This window comes from Gordonia sesuvii, assembly GCF_036350415.1.
GTDB lineage: Bacteria > Actinomycetota > Actinomycetes > Mycobacteriales > Mycobacteriaceae > Gordonia > Gordonia sesuvii.
The window spans coordinates 235015-260873 of the sequence record NZ_JAZDUF010000004.1; the positions used below are offsets into that span (position 1 = coordinate 235015).

At 67.7% G+C, this 25859-nt stretch carries 23 protein-coding genes, 1 tRNA gene, 1 other RNA gene and 1 pseudogene; 9 read left to right on the forward strand and 17 right to left on the reverse strand.

The features are described 5' to 3' along the window. Positions 1-28: 28 nt before the first annotated feature. Positions 29-1186, forward strand: a complete 1158-nt coding sequence (locus VZC37_RS14900) for an EamA family transporter (RefSeq protein WP_330433355.1) — start codon at positions 29-31, stop codon at positions 1184-1186. Here VZC37_RS14900 and VZC37_RS14905 read toward each other — a convergent pair. Next, positions 1082-1960: pseudogene (locus VZC37_RS14905) on the reverse strand (alpha/beta hydrolase); the annotation flags it as partial. The gene VZC37_RS14900 and the pseudogene VZC37_RS14905 overlap by 105 nt on opposite strands. 106 nt (positions 1961-2066) lie before the next feature. Between VZC37_RS14905 and VZC37_RS14910 the strand changes: the two are divergent. Then, the gene (locus VZC37_RS14910) at positions 2067-3350 is read left to right on the forward strand and encodes a MurT ligase domain-containing protein (RefSeq protein ID WP_330433356.1); all 1284 of its coding nucleotides are present in this window, start codon (positions 2067-2069) and stop codon (positions 3348-3350) included. Then, positions 3347-4069 carry a type 1 glutamine amidotransferase gene (locus VZC37_RS14915; RefSeq protein WP_330433357.1) on the forward strand — a complete coding sequence of 241 codons (723 nt, stop codon included), beginning with the start codon at positions 3347-3349 and terminating at the stop codon, positions 4067-4069. Before VZC37_RS14910 ends, VZC37_RS14915 begins: the two co-directional genes overlap by 4 nt. 382 nt (positions 4070-4451) lie before the next feature. Here the strand turns inward: VZC37_RS14915 and VZC37_RS14920 are convergent, their stop codons facing one another. The 9 genes from VZC37_RS14920 to VZC37_RS14960 all read right to left on the reverse strand — a co-directional run bounded on the left by VZC37_RS14920 (position 4452) and on the right by VZC37_RS14960 (position 11759). Continuing rightward, positions 4452-5192, reverse strand: coding sequence for a uracil-DNA glycosylase (locus VZC37_RS14920; protein ID WP_330433358.1), 741 nt, complete (start codon positions 5190-5192; stop codon positions 4452-4454). Between the two features lie 9 nt (positions 5193-5201). Next, on the reverse strand, positions 5202-6488 hold the full coding sequence (locus tag VZC37_RS14925) for a benzoate/H(+) symporter BenE family transporter (RefSeq protein WP_330433359.1): 1287 nt from the start codon (positions 6486-6488) through the stop codon (positions 5202-5204). Between the two features lie 134 nt (positions 6489-6622). Then, complete coding sequence (locus tag VZC37_RS14930) at positions 6623-7120, reverse strand: uridine kinase family protein (RefSeq protein ID WP_330433757.1); 498 nt, start codon at positions 7118-7120, stop codon at positions 6623-6625. A gap of 44 nt (positions 7121-7164) precedes the next feature. Beyond that, positions 7165-8703, reverse strand: a complete 1539-nt coding sequence (locus VZC37_RS14935; RefSeq protein WP_330433759.1) for an alpha/beta fold hydrolase — start codon at positions 8701-8703, stop codon at positions 7165-7167. A 96-nt stretch (positions 8704-8799) separates the two neighbouring features. After that, complete coding sequence (gene recR, locus VZC37_RS14940) at positions 8800-9411, reverse strand: recombination mediator RecR (protein ID WP_330433360.1); 612 nt, start codon at positions 9409-9411, stop codon at positions 8800-8802. Between the two features lie 6 nt (positions 9412-9417). Next, the gene (locus tag VZC37_RS14945) at positions 9418-9789 is read right to left on the reverse strand and encodes a YbaB/EbfC family nucleoid-associated protein (RefSeq protein ID WP_330433361.1); all 372 of its coding nucleotides are present in this window, start codon (positions 9787-9789) and stop codon (positions 9418-9420) included. Between the two features lie 21 nt (positions 9790-9810). Then, positions 9811-10140: a hypothetical protein gene (locus tag VZC37_RS14950; protein ID WP_330433362.1), complete on the reverse strand. Its 330-nt coding sequence runs from the start codon at positions 10138-10140 to the stop codon at positions 9811-9813. A gap of 249 nt (positions 10141-10389) precedes the next feature. Continuing rightward, positions 10390-11271: a pseudouridine synthase gene (locus VZC37_RS14955; RefSeq protein WP_330433363.1), complete on the reverse strand. Its 882-nt coding sequence runs from the start codon at positions 11269-11271 to the stop codon at positions 10390-10392. 50 nt (positions 11272-11321) lie between these two features. Next, positions 11322-11759 carry an SRPBCC family protein gene (locus VZC37_RS14960; RefSeq protein WP_330433364.1) on the reverse strand — a complete coding sequence of 146 codons (438 nt, stop codon included), beginning with the start codon at positions 11757-11759 and terminating at the stop codon, positions 11322-11324. Between the two features lie 79 nt (positions 11760-11838). On the opposite strand from VZC37_RS14960, the gene VZC37_RS14965 reads away from it, so the two are divergent. Together VZC37_RS14965 and VZC37_RS14970 are read left to right on the forward strand one after the other, a co-directional pair. Continuing rightward, complete coding sequence (locus VZC37_RS14965) at positions 11839-13230, forward strand: FAD-binding oxidoreductase (RefSeq protein ID WP_330433761.1); 1392 nt, start codon at positions 11839-11841, stop codon at positions 13228-13230. Beyond that, positions 13227-14561: a class I SAM-dependent methyltransferase gene (locus tag VZC37_RS14970; RefSeq protein WP_330433365.1), complete on the forward strand. Its 1335-nt coding sequence runs from the start codon at positions 13227-13229 to the stop codon at positions 14559-14561. The genes VZC37_RS14965 and VZC37_RS14970 overlap by 4 nt, the downstream gene beginning before the upstream one ends. Before the next feature lie 150 nt (positions 14562-14711). Here the strand turns inward: VZC37_RS14970 and VZC37_RS14975 are convergent, their stop codons facing one another. The 5 genes from VZC37_RS14975 to ffs form a co-directional block, all read right to left on the reverse strand. After that, the gene (locus VZC37_RS14975; RefSeq protein WP_330433366.1) at positions 14712-17090 is read right to left on the reverse strand and encodes a DNA polymerase III subunit gamma and tau; all 2379 of its coding nucleotides are present in this window, start codon (positions 17088-17090) and stop codon (positions 14712-14714) included. Between the two features lie 51 nt (positions 17091-17141). Then, positions 17142-17591 (reverse strand): hypothetical protein, encoded by a 450-nt coding sequence (locus VZC37_RS14980; RefSeq protein ID WP_330433367.1) that lies wholly within the window; start codon positions 17589-17591, stop codon positions 17142-17144. A gap of 34 nt (positions 17592-17625) precedes the next feature. Beyond that, the gene (locus VZC37_RS14985) at positions 17626-18900 is read right to left on the reverse strand and encodes a glycosyltransferase 87 family protein (RefSeq protein ID WP_330433763.1); all 1275 of its coding nucleotides are present in this window, start codon (positions 18898-18900) and stop codon (positions 17626-17628) included. 72 nt (positions 18901-18972) lie between these two features. Further along, a complete protein-coding gene (locus tag VZC37_RS14990) occupies positions 18973-20250 on the reverse strand; it encodes an aspartate aminotransferase type Ic (RefSeq protein WP_330433368.1) in 1278 nt (425 codons plus the stop codon). Between the two features lie 62 nt (positions 20251-20312). After that, an RNA gene (gene ffs, locus VZC37_RS14995) (signal recognition particle sRNA small type) lies at positions 20313-20407 on the reverse strand. Positions 20408-20513: 106 nt separating this feature from the next. Here ffs and VZC37_RS15000 point away from each other — a divergent pair. The 3 genes from VZC37_RS15000 to VZC37_RS15010 all read left to right on the forward strand — a co-directional run bounded on the left by VZC37_RS15000 (position 20514) and on the right by VZC37_RS15010 (position 22235). Beyond that, positions 20514-20602: transfer RNA gene (locus VZC37_RS15000), tRNA-Ser, on the forward strand. Positions 20603-20693: 91 nt separating this feature from the next. Further along, positions 20694-21389 (forward strand): hypothetical protein, encoded by a 696-nt coding sequence (locus VZC37_RS15005; protein WP_330433369.1) that lies wholly within the window; start codon positions 20694-20696, stop codon positions 21387-21389. A gap of 9 nt (positions 21390-21398) precedes the next feature. Beyond that, a complete protein-coding gene (locus tag VZC37_RS15010) occupies positions 21399-22235 on the forward strand; it encodes an NmrA/HSCARG family protein (protein WP_330433370.1) in 837 nt (278 codons plus the stop codon). A gap of 9 nt (positions 22236-22244) precedes the next feature. On the opposite strand, the gene VZC37_RS15015 is transcribed toward VZC37_RS15010, so the two are convergent. Continuing rightward, the gene (locus tag VZC37_RS15015; protein WP_330433371.1) at positions 22245-23330 is read right to left on the reverse strand and encodes an HtaA domain-containing protein; all 1086 of its coding nucleotides are present in this window, start codon (positions 23328-23330) and stop codon (positions 22245-22247) included. Positions 23331-23524: 194 nt separating this feature from the next. On the opposite strand from VZC37_RS15015, the gene VZC37_RS15020 reads away from it, so the two are divergent. After that, on the forward strand, positions 23525-24916 hold the full coding sequence (locus tag VZC37_RS15020; protein WP_330433372.1) for an acyl-CoA synthetase: 1392 nt from the start codon (positions 23525-23527) through the stop codon (positions 24914-24916). 103 nt (positions 24917-25019) lie between these two features. Here the strand turns inward: VZC37_RS15020 and VZC37_RS15025 are convergent, their stop codons facing one another. Continuing rightward, the gene (locus tag VZC37_RS15025; protein ID WP_330433373.1) at positions 25020-25844 is read right to left on the reverse strand and encodes an ABC transporter ATP-binding protein; all 825 of its coding nucleotides are present in this window, start codon (positions 25842-25844) and stop codon (positions 25020-25022) included. Between the last annotated feature and the right edge of the window lie 15 nt (positions 25845-25859).

Genomic DNA, 25859 nt, shown 5'->3' on the forward strand with positions numbered 1-25859 from the left:
AACGGATTCGATCGGCACGCTGATCCTCGTGACCATTCGCGATCGACTCCTCGGACTCTGCGTGGTCGTGCTGTGGGGATTGAACTTCATCGCCATCCGACTCAGCCTCGACCACTTCCCGCCGTTCTTCACGGCTGCATTGCGCTTCGCTGTGATGGCGATTCCGGTGATCGTCTTCGTCCGGTTCCCGAAGGTCCGGATGAAGTGGTTTCTGCTGTACGCCATCGGATTCGGGTTCGTCCAGTTCGCCTTCCTGTTTCTCGCGATGGATCTCGGCATGCCGACCGGACTGGCGTCACTCGTGTTGCAGACCTCGGCGCCGTTCACCGTGCTGCTCGGAGTGCTGTTCCTGCACGAGCGCATGAGCCTGCTGCGGGTGATCGGGATCGCCGTGGCCGTCGGCGGCATGGTGACGATCGGGATCTCCCGCGCCGGTGAGACGTCGGTCGGTGCCGCCGCGATCCTCCCGATGCTGCTCACCGTCGCCGCCGGCCTGGGCTGGGCATTCGGCAACATCGGCTCACGGCTCGCCGTGCAGGGCGGCGATTCCGACCGAGACGACCCGCTGCGGATGACCCTGTGGATGTCGGTCGTCCCGCCGATCCCCTTCGCGCTGATGAGTCTGGTGTTCGACGGACCGACCGCGGGCATCGAGGCGCTGTCCACCGTCGCCTCGCACACCGGCCTGCTGGCCATCGCCGGACTCGCCTACACGGTCGTGCTCGGGACGGTCGTCGGATCCGGGCTGTGGATTCATCTCATGTCGCGGTATCCGGCGAGCCGGGTGGCACCGATGTCGCTGCTGGTGCCCATCGTCGGGATCACCGCAGCGTGGGCGATCCTCGGCGAGGTGCCCACCTGGGTCGAGCTGGTGGGTGCGGCCACGGTGATCGCCGGCTGCGCGGCCGGAGTGCTGGCATCGCCGGGGTCGTCGGCGCGCGCCTCAGCGAAACGCGTACGCCAGCGCGGCGCCGATCCGGTCGACGGCGGCGCGCGCGTCGGGGCTGGTCAGCGTCATGTTGGCGAACCCATGGATGAGGCCGCCGGCTCGATCGAGCGTCACCGGAACGCCCGCCTGGCGCAGCCGGTCCGCGTACTCGATGCCCTCGTCGCGGAGCGGATCGAATCCGGCGACGATCACGTACGCCGGCGCGAGTCCGGAGAGGTCGTCGGCCAGCAGCGGTGAGACGCGCGGATCGGTGCGCTGCTCGACATCGGGGACGTAGTCGTCGGTGAACGAGTCGACGTCGGCGTCGGTCAGGTACAGGCCGGACGCGAACTCGAGGCGCGACGGCCTCTTGCTCGACACGTCGACGACGGGGTAGATGAGCATCTGCAGGCACGGTGTGACGTCGTCGTCGCGGACCTGCTGCGCGACGACTGCGGAGAGGTTGCCGCCGGCGCTGTCGCCGGCCACCGCGACCCGGTCGGCCGAGACACCCCAGTGCGGTGCCTTGTCGACGGCGAACCGCCAGGCGGCGACCGCGTCGTCGACGGCTGCCGGGAACGGGTGTTCGGGCGCCAGCCGATAGTCGACGGAAAGGACGTCGGCGCCGGTCGACAGGGCGAGCCTGCGCACCAGGTTGTCGTGGCTGACCCGGTCCCCGAGGACGAAGCCGCCACCGTGGAAGAACACGACCACGCCGACCGAGTCCACCCGGGCGCGGTAGCGGGTGGCCGGGATCGGGCCGCCGGGACCGTCGATGAGCAGGTCTTCCTCGACGGCCATCGCCGGCAGTTTCTCCGCCAGGGTGACCGCGTTGGCGAGAACGTCGGCGCGCGCCCGGTCGATCGGTTTGCCGGTGAGCGCGAACGCCGGCACCTTGTCGGCGATCAGCCCCGTCAACGCCATCTCCGGCGACAGGCGGTCGCCGTCGGCGTTGACCCGGCCCCACTGGCCGGCGAACCGCAGGACCGCCGGTGGGAGGTGCCCGGCGGACCGCATCAGTCCGCGTTGCATGCGGGTAAGGAACGAGGGCGACGTCGCTGTGGCCTGACTCACGCCCGCGAGAGTACCGCCGGTGCACGATCTGCCCGCCGTGGGGCGCTTGTGTCAGACTCGTGCCATGTCCGACGGCACCCGTGTCCCGCTGCGCACCACCCTCGCGCTGTCTGCCGCGTCGGCGGCACGCTGGGCGTCGCGAACCGCAGGTCGCGGCAAGGGATCGATGATCGGCGGCCTGGTCGCGGCGAAGATCGACCCGAACATCATGGATCGACTGGCCGCCGGTAAGCGCACCGCGCTGGTCACCGGGACCAACGGCAAGTCCACCACGACCCGGATGACGGCCGCGGCGCTCTCCGAACTCGGCGAGGTGGCCACGCAGGCCGACGGCGCGAACATGGACGCCGGCATCATCGCGACGCTGACGCTGCACCGAGCGGCGCAGATCTGCGCTCTCGAAGTCGACGAGCTGCACGTGCCCCACGTCAGCGACGCCGTCGACCCCGAGGTTCTGGTGATGCTCAACCTCTCCCGCGATCAGCTCGATCGCGTCGGGGAGATCAACATGATCGAACGCCGTCTGCGGGAGGGCATTTCCCGCCATCCGTCGATGACGATCGTCGCCAATTGCGACGATGTGCTGGTCACGTCCGCGGCGTTCGATGCGTCGGATGTCGTGTGGGTTGCGGCGGGTGCGAGCTGGGTGGGTGACTCGGTGAGCTGTCCGCGCACCGGCGAGCCCATCATCCGCTCCGGCCCCGACTGGTACTCCAGCGGCGACGAGGGTTTCCGCCGCCCGACCCCTGCCTGGTGGTTCGATGACGAGAACATCTATGGCCCAGACGGTTTCGTCGCGCCGATGACCTTGTCGGTGCCCGGCCGGGCGAACCGCGGCAATGCGACCCAGGCCGTCGCGGCCGCCGTCGCGATGGGCGCCGACCCGGCGAAAGCCGTTGCGGCGGTGGGCACCGTCGGCGAGGTGGCCGGCCGCTACGGCACCCATCAGGTGGGCAACCACTCGGTGCGGACGCTGCTGGCGAAGAATCCGGCCGGCTGGCAGGAGGCGCTGTCGATGATCGACCAGGACGCCGACGGGCTGGTGATCGCCGTCAACGGACAGGTTCCCGACGGCGAGGACCTTTCCTGGCTGTGGGATGTGCGGTTCGAGGCGTTCGAGACCATGAAGGTGGTCGCGGCCGGCGAACGGGCCGCGGATCTGTCGGTCCGCCTGCTCTATGCCGGCGCCGAACACACCACGATCCCGGACCCGATGAAGGCCATCGCGTCGTGCCCACCGGGCCGGGTGGAGGTGCTCGCCAACTACACCGCGTTCCGCGATCTCGGCGTCGCACTCAAGCGCGCCGAACGCGCCCGCGGCGCCGATCTGAAGGGGGCCGGGTCATGAGCGAATCCACTCTGCGGATCGGTCTCGTGTTGCCCGACGTGATGGGCACCTACGGCGACGGCGGCAACGCGCTGGTGTTGCGTCAGCGTGCGTTGATGCGCGGCATCGACGCCGAGATCGTCCAGATCACCCTCGACGACGACGTACCCGACTCACTCGACGTCTACACCCTCGGTGGCGCTGAGGATTACGCGCAGCGCCTGGCCACCCGACACCTCACCCGATACCCGGGGCTGCAGCGCGCGGCCGCTGCCGGCCGCCCGGTGCTGGCGATCTGCGCGGCGATCCAGGTTCTCGGCCACTGGTACGAGACGTCGGCAGGCGAACGGGTGGACGGGATCTCGCTGTTCGACCTCACCACCTCGCCCCAGGACACCCGTAGCATCGGCGAACTGGTCACCGAGCCGGTCGTCGACGGTCTCACCGCACCGCTGTCCGGCTTCGAGAATCACCGTGGCGGAAGCACTCTCGGCGCAGACGCCAAACCGCTCGCCAAGGTGCGGCACGGTGTCGGCAACGGCGTCGGCGACGGCACCGAAGGAGTGGCGCAGGGATCGGTGATCGGCACGTACATGCACGGTCCCGCGCTCGCCCGCAATCCGGAGCTCGCCGACCACCTCCTGGCGCGTGCGATGGGAACCGATTCGCTTGCACCGCTGGATCTTCCACAGGTCGATCGCCTCCGCAAGGAGCGTCTGGCCGCCGGTCGCCGCGGCTAGCCACCCCGGTCCCTGAGGAGACCCGGAACCCCACCCCGGTCCCTGAGGAGACCCGGAGCCTGCGGAGGGTCGTCACGAAGGGCCCCTTCGTGACGGTCTCCGCAAGCTCCGACCTCCTCAGGGATCGAGGCTAAACGGTCTCCGCAAGCTCCGACCTCCTCAGGGATCGGGACTGAGCGATCGATCGAACCGAAACCGCGCGCACACCGTCGGTCCGCAGATCGCGCAGTCGGTACCGGCCCGGTAGTGCGTGTGTGCATCCCGCGGATGTCCGCACCGGCAGGGTGACGAGGGGCTGCGTCCGAGCCATCGTGTGATCAGATCCCGCATGCTTCGGGCCCCGCTCCCTTCCGCGACGACACTGCCACCACTCCCCGGAAGCCTACCCGCCGACGCCTCGTCTCCGTGGAGGCTTGGTCGGCAGTCCGGCGTGCGCGGCGGCAGCGCGAAGCACGTCGGCGAGCATCGCGGGTGTGAGCCGCCCGGTGAACGTATTGTGTTGACTCACGTGATAACTCCCGAAAACCGCGAGCTCCGCCTCGTCGCGGTGGATCACTGTTCGCGCACCATGGCCGAACTTGGGTTTCGGCCGCTCGACGATCCACCCGAGATCTCCGAACGCCCGCAACCCGGCCTGCCATCCGAACGCACCGAGCACCACGACCGACCGCAGGGTCGGCGCCAGCAGGGCGAGTTCGGCGTCCAGCCACCGGGCGCAGCAATCGCGCTCGGCGATCGTCGGCTTGTTCTGCGGCGGAGCGCAATGCACCGGGGCCGTCATCCGCACACCGAACAACTGCATACCGTCGTCGGCCGAGACCGCCGTCGGACGGCTCGCCAGCCCGACATCGTGCAGGGTCCGGAACAACACATCCCCGCTTTGATCGCCGGTGAACATCCGCCCGGTCCGGTTGGCCCCGTGTGCGGCCGGCGCCAGGCCCAGGATCAGTACCCGCGCGTCGACCGGTCCGAAGCCTGGGACAGGTCGCCCCCAGTACGTCTGGTCGGCGAACGCGGCGCGCTTCTCGCGGGCCACCTGCTCACGCCACTCCACCAGCCGCGGACACGCCCGGCAGTCGATGAGGTCACTGTCGAGCGCGGCCATCGTGCGATAGGCGCCCATGGGTCAACACTACGGACGCGACTTCGATGCGCCGAAGTCGTTTCGTTCGACGAGCCATGCCGCGACCACACCGGCCACCAGACCCCAGAACGGGGCACCGATGTTCAGCACGGTGAGATCGGAGACGGTGACCAGGAAAGTGACGAGCGCGCCCAGGGTGAAGCCGCCCGAGAACGCGGCGCGGAACGCGTTCTGCAACGCGCCGAGAAGAGCCAGACCACCGACGGTCGCGATGAACGCGGCGGGCATCGCCAGCATCACCGCCACGAAGGCGGGGGCGAACAGACCGACCAGTACCGCCAGCAGGCCGAACGTCAACGCTGCGGTGTACTGCCGTTCACGGCGACCGTCGGCGACGAGAATCGCGTTGGTCGGCCCCGCCAGGCACGTCGAGATCGAACCGATGAAGGCGGCCAGCATCGACATCACCCCGCAGGCCACCGTCACCACGGTGACCGGCGGCCGATGCCCCGCAGACCTCAGTACGGCGACGCCCTGCCCGTTCTGTACGACGATGACGGTGATCGCGAGCGGGATGACCAACTCGACGATGGCGCGGACCGTGAACTCCGGCAGCTGGACGACGGGCGCCGCGAAGATGTCCGACGATGTCCGCTCGAGGTCGAACTGGCCGGAGGCGACGACCGCGGCGATCCCGACGAGCGACGCCCCGATGATCGGCGGCATCCACCGCCGCAGTACTCGATGGCAACCGAGCAGGAAGAACGCCGCCACCACGGGTACCGCGACCACCGGATCGGCTCCCACCGACGTCACGACGTCGACGCCGAACTGCAGGAACACCCCGGCGACCATCGCCATCACGATCGGGGTCGGCAGAGCCGACATGAAGGCACGGACCCGCCCGGTCAACCCGATCGCCGCGATCAGCACACCGGTGAGGATGAATGCGCCGAGAACCTCCGCCCATGCGAGGTGCTGTAGCGACGCACCCACCAATACGGTTCCCGGGATGGTCCAGGCGAACGCCAGCGGCATCCGATACACCCAACTTGCGACCGCGGTCAGCGCACCGTTGAGGACGAACACCCCGAAGATCCATGACGACAGTTCGGCTGCGGTGAGATTGCCGGCCGCTCCGGCCGCGAGGATGATCGCCACCGGCCCGGAGGCCGAGAAGATCAGGCCGACAACGCCATTGAGGATGTATGCCGGACCGACGTCACGAAGCACGGTGCGCGGGCGCGCGATGCGAACGGCCGGCCTCTCCGACCGATCATCGGCGGAGTCGAGAACCGCTGTGGCGGTGTGCGGGCGCGTGTGCGGCGCGACCATGCAAAGCTCCTGGCATCGACAATCCTTGGCACGGCATCACTTTGCCGGAGGCCCCATCGTATCGCCGATGCAGTCGGAGACCAGGACAGAGTTTCGCCGGATTCATTCATGGTCGCGATGAATGCCGCCAGCCCTCAGTCCAGGACGCGACACCGTTCTCGCGTGCGGTCGACCGCAAACCATCCACGCTCGAACTGTTGCCACCGCTCGAGTTGCGGTCGCGATCCCTCACCGTCGCGGGCGACGCTGCGCTCGAGTCGCTCAGCGGCAGTCCCGCCGTCGAGCCAGAGAGAATGGGTCAGACGCGGCGCGATACGTCGTCGCGCCGACGACACCCCTTCGATGATCAGCAGCGGTTCCCAGCGCAGCCACACCAACCGTCCCGGCTCGGGGACCCCGTCACGCCACACCCGAGGCCGGAAATGGTAGTCATGTCGTCGCACAAACGCTTGCAGCACATCGGTTTCCAGCTCCGGCCACCAGGCCACCGGGTTGTCCCAGGTGGCGAAGTCGTCGGTGCGAATCAGCTGTACACCGACGCGGTTGGCGCGAAGCCTGGACACCAACGCGTCGGCAACCGTCGACTTGCCGGCCCCGGACGGGCCGTCGATCGCCACGATCCCGGAGTCCATCTCGCTCGCGAGATCGTCGATCCGACGATCGATCGCCGGGTCGATCACCTGAGGATTCCGATCCCGGTTCGCGGCGGATCGGTCAACGACGCCGCGATGGGCGGCTCGGGAGCCCTTCTGACAGAGGTACGTCCGGTTCTCAGGTACTCGATGATCGCGCGATCCAGGGGCGGGTTGGACCGACCGAGCTGCGCGTGATCACCGCCGCCGACGGTGATCAGATGGCTTCGCATCTGGCGTTGCATCGCCAACGACTCCCGGTACGGGGTCTGCGGATCTCCCAGACTCTGGATCTGCAACGGCTGCACCGCGAGCCCTCGATTGCGCAGGGCCACCGGCCGCGTCACAGCAGGCGCGCCGGCGCAGGCCATTCCCGACTGATAGATCAGCCCAGGACTCTCGAACACATCCCCGACAACGTAATTGGCGTACACCGAGGCCGGGATCAGCGCCGGCTGGGCGGGTGCCTGGTTCTCGTTGCACAGGATCAGATTCTGCATCTCCTGCAGGTTGGTGAGGACCTTCACGAGTTCCGGGGCCGGCTCTTTGGGCGGCACCGCGGTGCCGTTGGTGCGCATCGCGACCAGCGGCCACATGTTGCGCTCCGGTGCGGCCATCCGGGTGACCCCGAGCAACGACGAACTCGCCTGCACACCACCGGGAACCAGCAGCGTGGCGATGAGATTCTCGAATCGGGCGCGTGCGTCGGCGGTCAGGTTCACGCCCGCGATGTACTGCTGTGCGACGCTGCGCAGGCCCGGCGGCACATCGCCCACCTGGGCGGGCGGCGCCGCGAGTGACGGCGGGACACCGGATTCCGCGGCGACCTTCGCGCTCCACGCCCGGTACACCGCCAACGGGGTGGTCCCCAGGTGATAGATGTTGTCGCGCTGCGCGATCCAGGCCATCATCTCGTGGACGCGACGCTTGTACGCCTGGGTCTGCGACGCCAGCACGTCGTTCCACACGAGGGCCGGATCGACCCCGGAGTCGAGCACCAACCGGTCGGTGCGGTGCGGGAACAGGGTCGCATACGTCGACATCAGCAATGTGCCGTAGGAGATTCCGTAGAGGCTGACCTTGTCCACACCGAGGAGCCGTCGCACCGACTCGATGTCGCGGGCGGTGTTCTCGGTGGTGATGGTGCGCACGTAGCCCGGGTTGCTGCGGTCGCATCGCTCACGGTTGACCGCGCCGGCGGTGGTGATCGCGGCGACGGTGTCCGACTCCTCGAGCGGATCGCATTGCACCGGCGTGGAGGACAGCAGCCCGCGTGGCTGCACCGCGACGAGGTCCCACTCGTCGCGCATGGCCTGCGGGATCGGCAGCGCCGAGAACATCCCAACCGCGTCTCCACCGGGGCCACCCGGATTGCCGATCAGCACCCCACGCTTGCGGGAGGGGTCGCGAGCTGCCAGGCGGCTGACCGTGATGTCGATCGTCGGCCCTGACGGGTTGGCATGGTCGCGGGGTACCTGAACCGTCGCGCATCGCACCTCGGGGGCGGCGTAGTGGATCGCCGGGCACGGCCCCCAGTCGAGTCTCTGTTCGGGAACCGCGTGGGCCTGCGGCAACGCCGTCATTCCCAGCGCACTTCCGACCGCCACGGTCACTGCGAGCAAACGAGTGCGAAATCTTCCCCGACGCGTCACGGGTCTATCTGTAGCAGACCCGCCGGGTTACGCGAGTATCCGTCTGCCCGACAGCGCGCGTCCCAACGTCAGTTCGTCGGCGAACTCCAGATCGCCGCCCATCGGCAGCCCGGACGCCAGCCGGGTGACCGACAACCCCGGGAAATCCTTCAGCATCCGCAGCAGATACGTCGCGGTGGCCTCGCCCTCGGTGTTGGGGTCGGTGGCGACGATGACCTCGGTGACGTCGTTGCCGTCTTCCTGGGTGGCCAGACGTTTGAGCAGCTCACGGATACGAAGTTGATCTGGTCCGATGCCCGACAACGGGTCGAGCGCGCCGCCGAGGACGTGGTATCGGCCGTTGAACTCCTTGGTGCGCTCGATGGCGTGCACGTCCTTGGGTTCCTCGACGACGCAGATCTTGGTCGCGTCCCGTCGGGCGTCGGAGCAGATCCGGCACAGCGCGTTCGCCGACACGTTGCCGCACTCCGCGCAGTAGGTGACGTCGTCCCGGACCCGTGCCAGCGCAGCGATCAGCCGGTCGATGTCCTTGCTCTCGACCGCCAGCAGATGAAAGGCGATGCGTTGTGCACCCTTGGGACCGAGACCCGGCTGCTTGGCCAGTTCGTCGATCAGATCCTGGATCGGGCCCTCGTACATGGCGGCCTACTGGCCGAGGCCGGGAATTCCGCCGCCGAGACCTCCGGCGAGCGGTCCCATCTTCTCCTGCGCGAGGGCTTCGCGCTTCGTCGACAGATCGGCGAGGGCGCCGAGCACGAGATCCTGCAGCGTCTCGATGTCGTCGGGGTCGACGACCTTGGGGTCGATGGTCACCGCGGTGACCTCGCCTGTCCCATTTCCGGTCACCGTGACCAGGCCGTTTCCGGCCGATCCGGTGACCTCGGCCGCCGCGATCTCGTTCTGGGCGGACAGCAGTTGTTCCTGCATCTGCTGGGCCTGGGCGAGCAGCCCGGCCATCGGGTTGTCGCCGCCTTCACCGCCGCCGAAGAGTGCGCTGGGGTCGAAAGGTTGAGTCACGTCCTCAACTGTATCGCCGTCTCACCGAAGTAACCGATCCACGTGCTCGGCGAGTTCGTCGACGGTCGCACCGTCACCCGGGATGACGACGAACGAGAGGACGTCGTCGCCGAACAGCCGTCCCGCACGGCTGGTCAGCGCGAACTCGAACCGGTCGTCGACGCGCCGCCATTCGGTGATGGCGCCGTAGACGGGTGCGCTGGCACCGGTGCTCACGCAGTATTCGTCGGCGCGCGGCCCACCCGTGAGGTCCCGCTGGATCTGGAAGCACGCCATCGACTCGTCGTCGATGAACACGACGGCCTCGCATCCCAGGTCAGGGTGCCGCTCATAGGTCGCCTGGATGGCCATGCGGTCAGGCTACAGTCCGTCGATTGAGCACACCCCACCCGCTGATCGAGTAGCCCGCGTCCACCATTCGCTGATCGAGTAGCCCGCGTCCCCCATTCGCTGATCGAGTAGCCCGCGTCCCCCACCCGTTGATCGAGTAGCCCGCGAACGGAGTGAGCGTGCGTATCGAGATCCTGGTGACGTGGCCTCGATACGTCCTCGGCTAGCGCCTCGGACTACTCGACCACCGGTAGGGGACCACCTGAGGGACTACTCGACCACCGGGAGCCCCGACACGAACTCCCGACGCTCCCCCGACAGCGGGTCGTCGAAGGCGAGCGAGTGCGCCACCAACCGCAGCGGCTGCGTGAAGTCACCGTGGTCCGGGCGTTCGGCCAGGTCAGGGCGTATCTCGGGGTAGAGCGGGTCGCCGACGATACCGACGCCGAGCTGCGCCATGTGCATACGGAGTTGATGGGTGCGGCCGGTGTGCGGCCGGAGGTCGTAGATGCCGCCGGCCGCGGTCTGCTCGATCAGCGTGATGTCGCTGATGGCGTTGACCTCGCCCGGCACGACGCGCGCCCGCAGGTCACCGGCGGTCTTCTCGATCCGATCGGCGACGGTGACGGTGGTCGCGAGGTCGTCACGGACCGGGGCCAGGGCACGGTACTGCTTGCTCACCCGGCGCTCGGCGAACAGCGCCTGATACCGCGCGCGCACCTCTGGCCTCAGCGTGAAGAGCAGGACCCCGGCGGTCAGACGATCGAGCCGGTGGGCCGGCGACACCAGGTCTGTACCGAGTTCACGGCGCAGCCGCACGAGCGCGGTCTGCGTCACGTGACGGCCGCGCGGCATGGTGGCCAGAAAGTGTGGCTTGTCGACGACGACGATGTCGTCGTCGGCATACAGAATCGTGAGGTCGAACGGGATCGGCGGCTCGTCGGGCAGGTCCCGGTACAGATAGACCGACGCATTCATCCGGGCCGGATCGTCGAGACGTACCGCCTGCCCTTCCGCGTCGACGATCTCCCCGCGATCGGCACGTTCGGCCAGATCGTCGATGCTCAGTCCGGCCAGTGACCGCGTCGCAAGGAGACAGTCGGCGACGGTGTGGTCGGCGCCGGCGCGCAACACAACGCGGGTCGCATCCACCCCGTCCCGCGGCGGCAGCGGCGGGGCGAGGCCTCGGCGTCGACGGCGGGTCAGCTCTCCAGGCGCTTCTTGAGATTGCCGAGCAGTTCGGCCTGGATCTTGTTCAGCCCCTTGGGCGCGAACGTCTTCTCGAAGAACCCGCCGATGCCGCCGGCGCCGGTCCAGGTGGTCGTGGTGGTGACCTTGCTGCCGGTACCCGCCTTCGCCACGACATACGTGGTCACCATCGACGAGTTCTCGTCGTTCTCGGTCACCGTGTCGGGCACCACGTTCACGGTGGCCTTCACGTCGCGCTGGCGCTTCTCGGTGGCCTGCAGAATCCAGTGGACGACAGTGCCCGCGCCGTTGCCACCCTCGAGAACCTTGTAGTCCCGGTACTGCGCCGGCAGGATGGCGGGCCGCACCTCGTTGTAGTCGGCCAGCGCTGCGACCACGGCATCCGGCGCGGCGGCGATGTCGATCGACTGGGTTGCGGAAACCTGACCCACGGCGTGTTCTCCTTCGAACTGATTGGCGGGGCACAAACTCACGTCCTAGGCTATCCAAGTGAGCTCGGACCGGTTGGAGATGGGTGCGCAGGCGTTCGATGAGGGTGTCGCCACCCTTCTGTCCAGCTACCGTGCCATCCCTCCGGGTGCGACGGTCCGGCTGGCGAAGAAGACGTCGAACCTGTTCCGCCAGCGCGCCGCCAACCCGCATCCAGGTCTCGACGTATCCGGCCTCGACCGGGTCATCTCCGTCGACAAGGCCACCAAGACCGCCGACGTCGCCGGGATGTGCACCTACGAGAACCTGGTCGCCGCGACACTGCCGTACGGGCTGGCACCGAAAGTCGTGCCCCAGCTGAAGACGATCACGCTGGGTGGTGCGGTCACCGGGCTCGGGATCGAGAGCACCTCGTTCCGCAACGGCCTGCCGCACGAATCGGTGCTGGAGATCGACATCCTCACCGGCGGTGGCGAGATCATCACCGCCACCCCCGGCAACGACAATGCCGATCTGTTCTTCGGCTTCCCGAACTCGTACGGCACCCTCGGATACTCCGTGCGGCTGAAGATCGAGCTGGAAGAGGTCGCACCCTACGTCGCGTTGCGGCACGTCCGATTCCATCGACTCGACGACCTGCAGAAGACGATGGCGGCGATCGCCGCCGACGGCTCCTACGACGGCGAGCCCGTCGACTACCTCGACGGCGTGGTGTTCACCGCCGACGAGTGTTATCTGACCTTGGGACGCCAGACAGACGAACCGGGCCCCACCAGCGACTACACGAAGCGCAACATCTACTACCGCTCGATCCAGCATCGCGATGGTGTCACGCGCGATCGGCTGACCATCCACGACTACCTGTGGCGTTGGGACACCGACTGGTTCTGGTGCTCACGGGCTTTCGGCGCACAGAATCCGCGAATCCGGCGGTTCTGGCCGAAGAAGCTGCTGCGCAGCAGCTTCTACTGGAAGCTGATCGGGCTCGACCATCGCTTCGACATCGCCGACAAGCTCAACGCCCGCAAGGGCCAACCGGCGAACGAGCGCGTCGTACAGGACATCGAGGTCCCGATCGAGAACACCACGGCCTACCTGGAGTGGTTCCTCGAGAACATCCCGATCGAGCCGATCTGGTTGTGCCCGTTGCGGCTACGGGAACCGTCCCTACCCAACAGTGACGCGGTGCGGCCATGGCCGCTCTATCCCCTCGAACCCCGACGCACGTATGTGAACGTCGGATTCTGGTCGGCAGTACCCGTCACGCCCGGAGATCCCGGACACGCCAACAAGTTGATCGAACGCACGGTGGCCGAGCTCGATGGTCACAAATCGCTCTATTCCGAGTCCTTCTATGCGCCGGACGAGTTCGATGAGCTCTATGGCGGTGAGAACTATCGACTCCTCAAGAAGCGGTACGACCCCCAGGGCCGTCTGCTCGACCTGTATGCGAAAGCGGTGAAACGACAATGACCACATTCAAGGACAGTTCGCTGCACAACGGCAGCACCGGCTCCACCTCCGCGCAGCACAAGATGACGTTGGCCCAGATCTTCGAGGCGCTCATGGGCGGTCAACTGACCGTGCGCATCACCGCCTACGACGGCAGCGCCGCCGGCCCCGAGGACGCCGAGTTCGGCCTGCATCTCGCCACCTCGCGCGGGACCACCTACCTCGTGACCGCCCCCGGCGACCTCGGGTTGGCGCGTGCCTACATCTCCGGCGATCTCGAACTCACCGGCGCACATCCGGGCGATCCGTACGGCGCGCTCCAGGCGTTGGCGTCCGACCTCAACTTCGTCCGGCCCTCCCCGCTGACCCTGGCGCACATCGCGCGGTCACTCGGCATCGAGCACTTCCGTCCGATCGCGCCGCCGCCGCAGGAGGCCCTGCCGCGGTGGCGTCGGTTCACCGATGGCTTGCGGCACAGCAAGTCCCGCGACGCGGAGGTGATCCACTACCACTACGACGTCTCGAACACGTTCTACGAATGGGTGCTCGGGCCGTCGATGACCTACACGTGCGCGGTCTATCCCGACCTCGAGGCGTCGCTGGAAGCGGCTCAGGAGAACAAGTATCGCCTCATCTTCGACAAGCTCCGCCTGAAGCCGGGTGATCGACTCCTCGACATCGGTTGCGGTTGGGGCGGAATGGTGCGGTACGCCGCGCATCGCGGCGTCAAGGTGATCGGCGCGACGCTCTCCGCCGAGCAGGCGGAGTGGGCGCAGAAGGCGATCGTGGAGGAAGGGCTCGCCGACCTCGCCGAGGTCCGGCACTGCGACTACCGGGACATCACCGAGACCGGCTTCGACGCCGTCTCGTCCATCGGGCTGACCGAGCACATCGGTGTCAGCAACTACCCGGCCTACTTCACGTTCATCCGTGACCGGTTGCGGGTGGGCGGCATGTTGCTCAATCACTGCATCACCCGCCCGGACAACCACAAACGTGGCCGCGCCGGCTCGTTCATCGACCGGTACGTGTTCCCCGACGGCGAGCTGACGGGATCCGGCAAGATCATCTCCAAGCTGCAGGACGTCGGCGGCATGGAAGTGGTGCACGAGGAGAACTTCCGTGACCACTACGCGATGACCTTGCGCGACTGGAACCGCAATCTCGTCGAGCACTGGGACGAGGCGGTCGAGGAGGTCGGCGAGGGCACCGCCCGCCTGTGGGGCCTGTACATGGCCGGCTGTCGGATCGGGTTCGAACGCGACATCGTCCAGCTACATCACGTCCTGGCCACCAAGCTGGACGACAAGGGACACAACGATCTTCCGCTGCGTCCGTGGTGGGACGCCTGATCTCGATACGCGACTCACTTCGTTCGCCGCTACTCGATCAGCGGGAGAAGGACGCGCTCCACACCCGCTGGTTAGTAGCCCGAGCCTCCACAGCCGCTGGTTGAGTAGCCCGAGCCGCTAGGCGAGGGCGTATCGAAACCTCCCGCGCCCTCACTCCAGCGGACGCGCCCCCAGCTCCGACTTGAGCAGTTCGAGCGCCACCTGGTCTGGATCGAGGCGTCGTTCCGGCGGCCCGGACCGCGCGTCCTCGACCATCTCGTCCCGTTCGGCGTCGGTCAGTTCCTCATCCGCCCGCGGCGGCTCGGGCTCCTCGGGCTCCGGGGCGGACTCCGGTGTCGGTGCGGGGGCGGCGGACTGATCCCGACCCCGGCTCGGCCGCGCATAGGTGGGCCGCTTCGGCGCCGGCTGCGAAGTCGGTCGATCTGCGCGTTCCCGCGCCGCGGCGGGTTGTCCACCACCGGCAGGTCCGGTGGAATGCACACACCGGGCGTCGGCAGACGGTCCGAACACCTCCTGCACGGCGGCGCGAAGGTTGCCCGCGTGCTCGTTGCTGAGTCGACCCACCAACATCTCGGTCGCGTGTCCGAAGACAATGGTGGTGCCGTCGACACCCGCGATTGACGCGCCGGAGAGCATCACCTCCAGCACCGGGGTGATGCCACGGGCCGCCGCCCGGATGTCCGACCATCGCGCCTCGACGTCCGCCACAGTCAGTCCGGAATCCTGCTGCGGGGCAGCATCTTCTGTCTCTGCCACCACGGGTTCGACGATGTCCGGAGGTGGCGGCATCTCCTCGTCGGCGGGCTCGTCGGGCAACGGGATGTCGTCGTCCACCGGCGCCGACGACGGTCGAGCGGGAGGCCGGGGGCCCGTGGGATTGGGCGGAATCGGCTGGGACGCAGCCGTTTGCGGCGCGGTTGGTTGCGGCGCGATTGGTTGCGGTGCCGCGGGCGGTGGGGACACGGGCGCCGACGACGCAGGCTGCGGCGTGGCCGACGGTCTTGCTGGTTCGACGGGCTGCGGCTCGTCGTTCTCCGTGGTTTCCGGAGGCACGACAGCTGGTGGTGGTTCGGCGGAGTCGACCGGTGCGGGCGGTTCCGGAGTCTCGACGGGCGTCGGCCGAGCAGGCTCCTCCGGCTGCGGGGCGGCGATGGGCTCCGGTTCTGGCCGCTGGGTTTCGGTAGCGGAGGTTTCGGTGGCGGACTGTTCGGTGGTGGCCGCATCAGGAGCGGCCGGCGCCGCCTGTTCAGCCCGCGCCGCCGCTTCTTCGGCTGCCTTGCGCTGCGACGGGCGCACATACTTCGGAGCCGGCTCCGGTTCGGAGCCCGCGCCCGCCGGTCCACCGGCGGCGGTCGGCCCGGAAGATCCACCGGGGCCGGCGATTCCGGACTCGAGCCGCTCCACCCGCTGCAGCAGGGCGATGTCCTCGCCGGAGGCCGCGGGCAGCAACATCCGGGCGCACATCACCTCAAGCAACAGCCGCGGCGACGTGGTGCCCCGCATCTCCCCCAGCGCAGCGTGTACCGTCTCGGCGAAGCGGGTCAGCGACGCCGGGCCGAGTATCTCGATCTGCCGCTGCATCCGGCCGAGCTGATCCCCCGGCGCCTCCACCAGGCCGCGGTCGGCAGCGTCCGGAACAGCTTGCAACAGAATGAGATCCCGGAGACGTTCGAGCAGGTCGACGGCGAATCGGCGGGGATCGTGTCCGGCGTCGACGACCTTCTCCACCGTGCCGAACAGCTGCGAGCCGTCGGCCTCGGCGAGCGCGTCGATCGCCTCGTCGATCAGTGCGATGTCGGTGACACCGAGCAGGGCGAGGGCGCGGTCATAGGTGACGCCGTCGGAGCCGGCGCCCGCCAGCAGCTGGTCGAGAATACTCAGCGAGTCGCGGGGCGATCCGCCACCGGCGCGGATCACCAGCGGGTAGACATCTTGCGCGACAACGACATTCTCGCGGGCGCAGATCCGCTCCAGCAGGCCACGCATCACCGGCGGCGCGAGCAGCCGGAACGGATAGTGATGGGTCCGCGATCGGATCGTCGGAAGAACTTTCTCGGGTTCGGTGGTCGCGAACACGAAGATCAGGTGCTCGGGTGGCTCTTCGACGATCTTCAGCAGCGCGTTGAAGCCCGCGTTGGTGACCATGTGCGCCTCGTCGACGATGAACACGCGGTAGCGCGACTCGGAGGGGGCGTAGAAGGCGCGGTCACGGAGCTCGCGGGTGTCGTCGACGCCGCCGTGGCTGGCCGCGTCGAGCTCGATGACGTCGAGGTTGCCCGGCCCGCCGGGGGCCAGCGCCACACAGGAGTCACATTCGCCACAGGGCGTCGACGTCGGGCCGTGCACACAGTTGAGCGATCGGGCCAGGATCCGCGCCGACGACGTCTTGCCGCACCCGCGCGGCCCGGAGAAGAGGTAGGCGTGGTTGATGCGGCCGGCGTCGAGCGCCCGGCTCAACGGTTCGGTGACGTGCTCCTGACCCACGACTTCGGCGAAGGAGGCCGGGCGATAGGTGCGATACAGAGCCACGCGTCGAGAGTACCGGCGGTCGCCGACACCCGGGCGTGCTCCCCCACAGGGTCAGGCGACGGCCGTTCCGCTGCAGATCAACGGCGGCACCGGAACCGGACCACGGGCCACCGAGCGCACCGTGACGCGGATCGGGCCGCTGGCACGCAGGTCGTCGATGCGGAAACCGGGGAGGTCGGCGAGGCTCGGCTGCCAGCGTCGATGGAACGTCTCGATGTGGCCGGTCGGAAAATGCAGCACGGTCACCCAGGTGTCGGTGGTGTACGAGAAGAAGCTCTTGCCTGCACCCCAGATGCTGAACGATCCGGGCCGTCGGGGATCGGTGCGGACCGTCGCTCCCCCGTACAGCGGGATGTCCACGACGTGCGGACTGAGCCCCCAGCAATTCTGGCCGACGGGCTGCGTCCGCACCGCGGCCTGGGCAGGCGCGGCCACGCCGGTCGACACACCCACCGCGACAGCCGTCGCCGTCAGGGCCACCGCCACGCTGCGACGTCCCATGTGCGGTGCTCCTCACTCCCCCGCACGGGTCCCCTCACCGAGTGTGTCGCGTCGATCCCGCTTCGGGCGACCCGCTCGATACGCTTGTTTCTCGTTCGTGATCGCCTCGCAGCACAACGATCGTTGCGATCGCCGTCCCGAGGAAGATCACGTTGTACGGGTAATAGGTGAACCACTGCAGCCACTCGATGCCGTGTTTGAAGAACAGCCCGACCAGATAGCCCTCGGTCACCGTCCGGTTCACGAACCAGAACGGATACGCCAGGTACGTGCGCCACGACAGCGCGATCAGGAACAACGCCACCAGACCTGCGGCGATGAGCCCGCACCGCAGGACGCCGCGGCCGGGCGTACACAGCAGATGGAGTCCGATGACGGTGAGGGGTACGAACCACACCCAGTGGTGTCCCCACGACATCGGCGACACGGCGCAAGCGGTCATCCCCACGATCGTGACCGCGAGGAGTTCCTGGCCGTGCCGGTGCGCCAGCACGGCGGCATACATGCCGACGGCCAGTGACCCGAGTGCGAGTACCAGCCAGACGAACGTATTCGGGTCGTCGGAGTTCAACAGATTGGCGAGCAGCCCGCGGACCGACTGGTTTCCGGGCGTCTGCGGGGCGCCGACCCGGTCCGAATCGAACAACGTGCCGGTCCAGTACGCCCACGACTCCCTCGGCAGCACCGCAAAGCCGATGATCATCGACGCCAGGAACCCGCCGAGGACTCCGACGAAGGATCGCCACTGTCGCAGTAGCGCCAGGTAGACCAGGAAGAGCAGCGGGGTCAGTTTGATGCCCGCGGTGATCCCGGTGCCCACACCGCGCAGTCGAGCACCGTCGGGCCGGGTGAGGTCGGCGACGATGATCAGCATCAGGAACACGTTGATCTGCCCGTACCAGACGGTGGTGCGTACCGGTTCGAACAGCAGGACGACAGCGACCAGCGACAGCGCAATCACCCGCAACGGCCAGGACGCTGCCCGGCCGAGGCTCTTGAAGCTGAGCATGATGACCAGGTACAGAGCGACGAAGATGCCCGCCGACCAGATGATCCGTGCGGTCTCGAACGACACCCAGGTGAAGGGTGTGAACAGCAGGATGGAGATCGGCGCGTAGGTGTAGTCCATCTGACCGAGCAGCTTGGCGTCGTAAAGACTGTCGCCGTCGAGGACGGTCTGCGCACCCGACAGGTAGACGTCGAGGTCGAGTTGGTTGTCGAACAGTCCCCAGAACGGGGTGCTGTACGGGACGATGACGTCCTGCAGCCACAGCGCGAGAAGACCGATGAGCACGGAGCCGACTGCGATCACTGCCGGCCGGTGGTGCTTCACTCCTCGCTGGTTTTCACGTGCATCACGGTGCTGTCATGGTCCGCGGGGTCAGGATTCGCGGGATCCGAGCAACGTCTCCGACGCGGCCAGCAGCACGCAGGTCGCGACTCCGTCCATGGCCGTTCGAAGGTCCTCGGTGGTCGGGAAGGTGGGCGCCAGCCGGATGTTGCGATCGAGCGGATCGTTCTTGTACGGGTACGCCGACCCGGCCGCGGTCAATGCGATGCCCGCGTCCTTCGCCAGTTCGATGACCCGCCGTGCGGTGCCGTCGATGACATCGAGATTGATGAAATAGCCACCCTCCGGCTGCGACCACGCGGCGACCTTGGAGTCGCCGAGCCGGTCGTCGAGGATGTCGAGGACGAGGCGGAACTTCGGCGCGAGGATCTCGCGGTGCTTGGCCATGTGCGCGCGCACGCCGTCGGCGTCGCCGAAGAACTTCACGTGGCGCAGCTGGTTGATCTTGTCGGGTCCGATGGTCTTGAACGACAGGTGCCGCTTGAACCAGTCGAGGTTCTCCGTCGACGACCCGAAGAACGAGACGCCGGCGCCGGCGAAGGTGATCTTCGACGTCGAGCCGAGCACGAACACCCGGTTCGGGTTGCCTGCGGCAGCTGCCATCTCCAGGACGGGCAGCGGGGTCGGGGGCGCGTCGACCAGGGTGTGCACCGCGTAGGCGTTGTCCCAGTAGATGCGGAAGTCGTCGGCGGCGGGCATCTCCAGCAGACCGCGGGTGACCTCCTCGGTGAAGGTGACTCCGGTGGGGTTCGAGTAGGTCGGTACCGCCCACATGCCCTTGATGGACGGGTCCTTCGCGGTGAGGGCGGCGCACGCGTCCACGTCGGGCCCGGTGGGCAGCATCGGCACCGGGATCATCTCGATGCCGTAGGTCTCGGTGATGGAGAAGTGCCGGTCGTAGCCGGGAGCCGGGCAGAGGAACTTGATGGGCTCCGCGTTCCACGGCTTGGCCGAGTCGACGGTGCCGCTGAGCAGTGCGAACACCGTGAGGTCGTGCATCAGTTCGAGGCTGGAGTTGCCGAACGCGATGAGGTTGGCCGGGTCGACGGCGAGCAGCTCACCGAAGATGTTCCGGATCTCGGGCAGGCCGACGATGCCGCCGTAGTTGCGGGTGTCCGTGCCGGCGGAGTCGCGGTAGTCGTCGCCGGGCAGGGCCAGGAGCGCGTTCGACAGGTCGAGTTGCTCCGGCGCCGGCTTGCCGCGGGTGAGGTCGAGTTGCAGTCCGGCCGCGCACAGCGCGTCGTAGAGCTTTCGCAGGTCGGACTGGGTTTCGCGAAGTTGGTCGGCACTCATCGAGTGGTAATTCAACGCGGGGACCTCTCCGTGACACCGGCATCGGTAGGGCGGCGCCTCAGGTGTTTGGTTGAGAAATCTGGGGACCCCGCGCACCCGAGAGAGCCCGTTGACCCTTGCTGCCTTCCGGCCCTGGGGGAGTTCACAGGATGCACGCCGCGCGGGATCCGCCGACCAGTGTAACCGCAGGGTCCCGCCACCCGACAAACCGGTCGGCGGCAGGCGCCCCAACCCTCATTTTGGGTTGAGCGGCCCTCGACCGCTACCATCTCTGAGTTGGAGGATTCGCCTAGTGGCCTATGGCGCTCGCCTGGAACGCGGGTTGGGTTAACAGCCCTCAGGGGTTCGAATCCCCTATCCTCCGCCATCGCTCCGCCCTCGGGTTTCGCTCCGGAGGGCGGAGTTCTTTTTCTCGGTGTGGTCCTCAGATGTGCACCGCCGTCGACGAGACTGTCGTCATGGACGCCTCATCGGAGTTCGCCGACGCCCCGCCGTGGACCGACAACAGCGTGCCCTGGGGCCGACCGATCGTCGACGACATCCCGGTGCCGCCGTTCACCGACCGTGCAGACCGCGAGCGTTATCTCCGAATGCTCCGGCTGCACCTGGCGATGATCGATGACGGCGGGCCGTCGCGGTCGACGGTTATCGTCAACTCCGTTCTGACTGGCACCGACTCCGCTTTTCTGGGTGCGGCGGAGTTCCGCGCGAGCATGCTGTCGTTCTTTCCGGCTCCCTGGACCCCGACGACGCTTGCCGCACAGATCGCGCAGGTCGAGAGGCGCTACCCTCCTCGATCCGTGGACGGCAACTGGCTGTGGCTGGGGGACCCGGACTTCACGGCCACGCCTCTCGACGACGGCGGCTGGGGGATCACCCAGCACGAGCGGGGCACGGTCGACCGAAATCGACTGACCCGACACGGTGATCTTGTTCTGTTGTGGATGTCGCACTTCGTCAACAGGTTCCCTTTCCCGTACGGCTGGGCGGTGCCGCCGGAGGAAACGGAGGCGTTGGCTCCGGCCGCCCGCCGGGTTCGGGAACTGTTCAACCGGAATCGCGAGGCCCGCTACCTGAAGAACTGGCGGGACCGGCAGGATCGGGCATTGTCCGGCGAGGCCGATCCGAGCGGACGCGCCGGGGAGCCCGAGTAGGTTGGGGTCATGACCTACGTAGTGCTGGGCGCGACCGGCGGTCAGGGCGGTGCCGTCGTCGCCGAACTCCTCGAGGCGAGCCTTCCCGTCCGCGCCGTGGTGCGTGATCGGAACTCCAAACGGGCGGAAGAGCTCGCGACCCGAGGCGTCGAACTGGTCGTCGCGGACATGGCTTCCGGAGATGGATTGGTCGACGCATTTGTGCAGGCATCCGGCGTATTCGCGTTCACCACACCGTTCGAGACCGGCGTCGACGCGGAACTGACCCAGGGCGCTGCGATCCTCGACGCCGCCCGTCTCGCACACGTTCCCTACCTGGTGTTCTCGTCGGTGGCCAGCGCCGACCGCGGCACCGGCGTGCCACATTTCGAGAGCAAGTACCGCGTCGAGCAGGCCCTGGCCGACAGCGGCATCCCGTACACCATCGTCGGGCCGACATACTTCTACGACAACCTTCTCGGCGGCGCCGACGCCCTGTCGGCGGGAGTGATGCCGATCGCGATGCCCGCCGACAAGCCGCTACAGCAGCTGTCGCGTCGCGACCTCGGGCGCTTCGTCGTCGAATTGTTCACGAACCCGGATCAATTCGCGGGCGAACGGATCGACATCGCCTCCGATGCGGTGACCCCCGATCAGATGGCGGCCACCCTGTCGTCACTCCTCGCCAAGGACGTGCACGCCGAAAGCTTTGACCCCGAACGTATCTCGTCGCCCGACATGAGCGCGATGTTCGGGTTCCTCGGCCGCGAGGGCTACAGCGTCGACATCCCGGCGTTGCACACCCGCTTCCCCGACGTCGGGTGGCAGTCGTTCGCCGAATGGGCGGCGGTGCAGTTCGCGGCCTGAGCCGCGCCGTCAGTTCACCGGAAACCGCAGGTCCATCGGCGCGGCCGGTCCGAGAGACAGCACGGCGAGCGCTTCGGGACCGATACCGGGCCGGAAACTGACCTGCGCGCCCAGAACGTCGCGGCCGCTGCCGATCTGGCGGAGATCGACGTCGGCGATGTCGACGCGGCGCATCGCGTCGGTGCCGTTCATGTTCGTGGTGGACGTGCGCATACTCAGCACGCCCTGCCCGTCAATGACGCGGATCACCGGGTCGGCGAGCGCGATCTCGGCGAGGTGGAAGCGACTGAATGCGACGACGGTTCCGCGATACCGCAACACACCGCTGCCGTCGGTGACCGACTCCTCGACGAGATCGAACGTCATCCGCCCGGCGTCGTCGATGTCGGCACCGCCGGTTCCGTAGATGCCGCCCTGCACATCGTCGGTTATCGTCCGATGGAAGCCGGGTGAATAGCCCCAGAGCAGGTTGCGGGGCGCGGGCACGGGAGTGTTCGGGCCGGGCTCGGCCGAATAGTTGACGGGCACCGACAGTTCCTGTGCGGCGTTGGTCGCCCCGGCGGCGCCATAGGTGTAGACGCCGTAGCGGGCGCCCGCCGGGATGTCGGCAGGGGTGCCGGCCTGGAGGCGGGCGGTGAAGGTGCCGTCGCGTTCGAGCGGCACCCACTGCTGGCGGATGGTGCGTCGCATGTCGAACGGCACGTCGGGCACCCGGGCCAACGCGTCCGCCGACAGAGCCCACTGGACGCCGAGTCGATCGGTGGCACGCGCCGACTCCGGGGCACCAGCAGACGGTTTCCAGTCCGGGGCGAACGCGCCGAAGGCGATGAACGTCCCGTGCGGCACACCGGGCGGGACCGGCAGCGGCAGTCCATCCCGGTTCGCGTTCGGATCGAAACCGCGGCCCGTGACCACGAGTTCGTCGCCCGGGTGGACGATCGTGTCACCGACCGGCGTGACCCCGTCGGCGAGATAGACGTCGATGTGCGGCCGGAACGTCGGCGCCGCGGAGGCGGAAGCCGACAGTCCCGCCGATGCCACGACTGCCGTGACGGCAGCCATGAGCAGGACGAGGAACCGAAACGAGCGAGCCATGTAGGGCACCCTAACTGCGCACGATTCCGAGCGGGAGGGACTTTCGGCCTGAAAGTTTTGGACAAGACCGGGGGGTTTCTGTAATCGCCCCGGCCTCTGGTTCAACTAGCGAGTTACAGCATCGCGTGAACGTGGCCACCAGATTATCAGCCGGGCACGCTCGGGCACGAATCGATAAATGGGAAGGTAGTGGGGTGCTGTTCCCGACGCTGACCCCTGCCGCACCCGACCTCGCCGACGCCATCACGATCGGCGACGACCGACTCTCCCGCGAAGATCTCGTCGGCGCGGCGACGGCGGTGGCCGAGCGGATCGGGGGCGCGCACACTCTCGCGGTCCTCGCGCGGCCGAGCACCGACACGGTGCTGGCGCTGGTGGGATGCCTCATCGCCGGTGTTGCCGCGGTGCCCGTTCCGCCGGATTCCGGGGCCCGCGAACTCGAGCACATCCTGTCCGACTCCGGGGCGCAGGCGTGGCTCGGTGCCGCGCCGGACGAACCGACGCTGCCGGTGATCCCGGTGCGCCGCTACGCCCGCTCGTGGCATCGACATCCGGAACCGCCGGAGTCATCGACCGCGTTGATCCTCTACACATCCGGCACCACCGGCCTGCCCAAGGGGGTGCCGATCTCACGTCGTGCCATCGCCGCCGGACTGGACGCACTCGCCGATGCATGGCAATGGACTGCCGACGACACTCTGGCACATGGCCTTCCACTTTTCCATGTCCACGGACTGATCCTCGGGGTGCTGGGTCCGCTGCGTCGCGGGGGCCGCCTGGTTCACACGGTGCGGCCGACTCCGGAGAACTATGCCGCCGCAATGGATCATGGTGCGACAATGTATTTCGGTGTTCCGACGGTGTGGACCCGGATGGCTGCCGATTCCGCTTCCGCGCAACGCCTGTCATCGGCACGGCTGCTGGTGTCCGGCAGCGCGCCGCTACCGGTACCGGTGTTCGAGAACATCCGTGCCCTGACCGGCCACGAGATCGTCGAACGCTATGGCATGACCGAGACGATGATCACGGTCAGCACCCGTGCCGACGGTGAGCGTAGGCCGGGTTGGGTCGGCCTCCCGGTGCGCGGTGTCGAAACCCGTATCCGCGAGGGCGACACCGACCTCCCCCACGACGGCGAGACGGTCGGTGATCTGCACGTGCGTGGCCCGATGATGGCGTCGGGCTACCTGAACCAACCCGAGAAGTCGGCTGAATCATGGTTGGTCGACGGGTTTTTCGCCACCGGCGACGTCGCCGTCATCGATCCCGACGGGATGCACCGCATCGTCGGACGTCGCGCGACCGACCTGATCAAGTCCGGCGGCTACCGGATCGGTGCAGGCGAGATCGAGACCGTCCTGCTCGGCCATCCGGCCGTCGACGAGGTCGCGGTGATCGGCGTGCCCGACGACGACCTCGGCCAACGGATCGTCGCGTACGTCGTCGGCGGCGGCACGTCCGAGACCGAGTTGATCGATCACGTCACCACCGAACTGTCCCACCACAAGCGCCCCCGGGAAGTCCGCTTCGTCGACGCCCTCCCCCGCAACGCCATGGGCAAGGTGCAGAAGAAGCTGCTCGACTGAGTTGTACTATGCCCCAAACCCGTTCGTCCCCCAGGTCCTGCCTCATCCGCCATCTGCAGCAGGGGGAGGAAACGAAACCTGGGGGACGAACGGCTCGGAGGCGTCAGTGCGTGCCGACCGGCGAGTGCCCGAGGAACTCCAGGATCGACTGGCGCCGACGCTGATAGCTCTCCTGGAACTGGGCCTCTGGGTCGCGCGGTTTCTCGATGGTGATCACATCGGCGACAGTGGCCGGGCGGTGGGTCAGGAGCACCACGCGGTCGGCGAGAAGCAACGCTTCGTCGACGTCATGGGTGACGAACAGGATCGTCATCTGCGTCTGCTCCCACACCGAGATCAGCAGCTGCTGCATGTCGAGTCGGGTCTGGGCGTCGAGCGCGCCGAACGGCTCGTCCATGAGCATGACCTGGGGCTCACATGCCAGTGTCCGTGCGAGTTGCACGCGCTGACGCATGCCCCCCGACAGGTGACTGGGCAGGTGATCCAGATACTTGCCGAGGCCGACCTGCTCGAGGTAGCGGGTCGCGGCCTTTGTGGAGTCGTTGCCTCGCAGTCCCCGCAGCTTGAGTGGGAATTGCACGTTCTTCAGTGCGGTTCGCCACGGGAAGAGGGCATCTTCCTGGAAGACCATGGCACAGCGTGCATCGTTGCCGGCGATGGCTTTTCCGTTCACGGTGGCCTCGCCGGCGATGGGCGGGAGCAGCCCGGCCATCGCCCGGAGGATGGTCGACTTTCCGCAGCCCGACGGGCCGAGGAAGACCACGACCTCGCCGGGTTCGATGTCGAGGGTGACGTTGGCCGCGACGTTTCCGCCGTATCCCAGCTGCAGTCGCCGGAGGCTGACCGCGGCGCCGGCGCCGGATTCGTGTACGTGGATGTCCGAGGTGGCCTTGGCGTCGACCTTGGTCCTGTTCTTGGTGATCGTCATCGTCTTGGGTCCTTT

Excerpts from the sequence above, each read along its gene's own strand:
- VZC37_RS14910 (WP_330433356.1), top strand. The coding sequence starts at position 2,067 with ATGTCCGACGGCACCCGTGTCCCGCTGCGCACCACCCTCGCGCTGTCT.
- VZC37_RS14915 (WP_330433357.1), top strand. The coding sequence starts at position 3,347 with ATGAGCGAATCCACTCTGCGGATCGGTCTCGTGTTGCCCGACGTGATG.
- VZC37_RS14920 (WP_330433358.1), bottom strand. The coding sequence starts at position 5,192 with ATGGGCGCCTATCGCACGATGGCCGCGCTCGACAGTGACCTCATCGAC.
- VZC37_RS14925 (WP_330433359.1), bottom strand. The coding sequence starts at position 6,488 with ATGGTCGCGCCGCACACGCGCCCGCACACCGCCACAGCGGTTCTCGAC.
- VZC37_RS14930 (WP_330433757.1), bottom strand. The coding sequence starts at position 7,120 with ATGGACTCCGGGATCGTGGCGATCGACGGCCCGTCCGGGGCCGGCAAG.
- VZC37_RS14935 (WP_330433759.1), bottom strand. The coding sequence starts at position 8,703 with ATGACGGCGTTGCCGCAGGCCCACGCGGTTCCCGAACAGAGACTCGAC.
- recR (WP_330433360.1), bottom strand. The coding sequence starts at position 9,411 with ATGTACGAGGGCCCGATCCAGGATCTGATCGACGAACTGGCCAAGCAG.
- VZC37_RS14950 (WP_330433362.1), bottom strand. The coding sequence starts at position 10,140 with ATGGCCATCCAGGCGACCTATGAGCGGCACCCTGACCTGGGATGCGAG.
- VZC37_RS14965 (WP_330433761.1), top strand. The coding sequence starts at position 11,839 with ATGGGTGCGCAGGCGTTCGATGAGGGTGTCGCCACCCTTCTGTCCAGC.
- VZC37_RS14970 (WP_330433365.1), top strand. The coding sequence starts at position 13,227 with ATGACCACATTCAAGGACAGTTCGCTGCACAACGGCAGCACCGGCTCC.
- VZC37_RS14980 (WP_330433367.1), bottom strand. The coding sequence starts at position 17,591 with ATGGGACGTCGCAGCGTGGCGGTGGCCCTGACGGCGACGGCTGTCGCG.
- VZC37_RS15005 (WP_330433369.1), top strand. The coding sequence starts at position 20,694 with ATGGACGCCTCATCGGAGTTCGCCGACGCCCCGCCGTGGACCGACAAC.
- VZC37_RS15010 (WP_330433370.1), top strand. The coding sequence starts at position 21,399 with ATGACCTACGTAGTGCTGGGCGCGACCGGCGGTCAGGGCGGTGCCGTC.
- VZC37_RS15015 (WP_330433371.1), bottom strand. The coding sequence starts at position 23,330 with ATGGCTCGCTCGTTTCGGTTCCTCGTCCTGCTCATGGCTGCCGTCACG.
- VZC37_RS15025 (WP_330433373.1), bottom strand. The coding sequence starts at position 25,844 with ATGACGATCACCAAGAACAGGACCAAGGTCGACGCCAAGGCCACCTCG.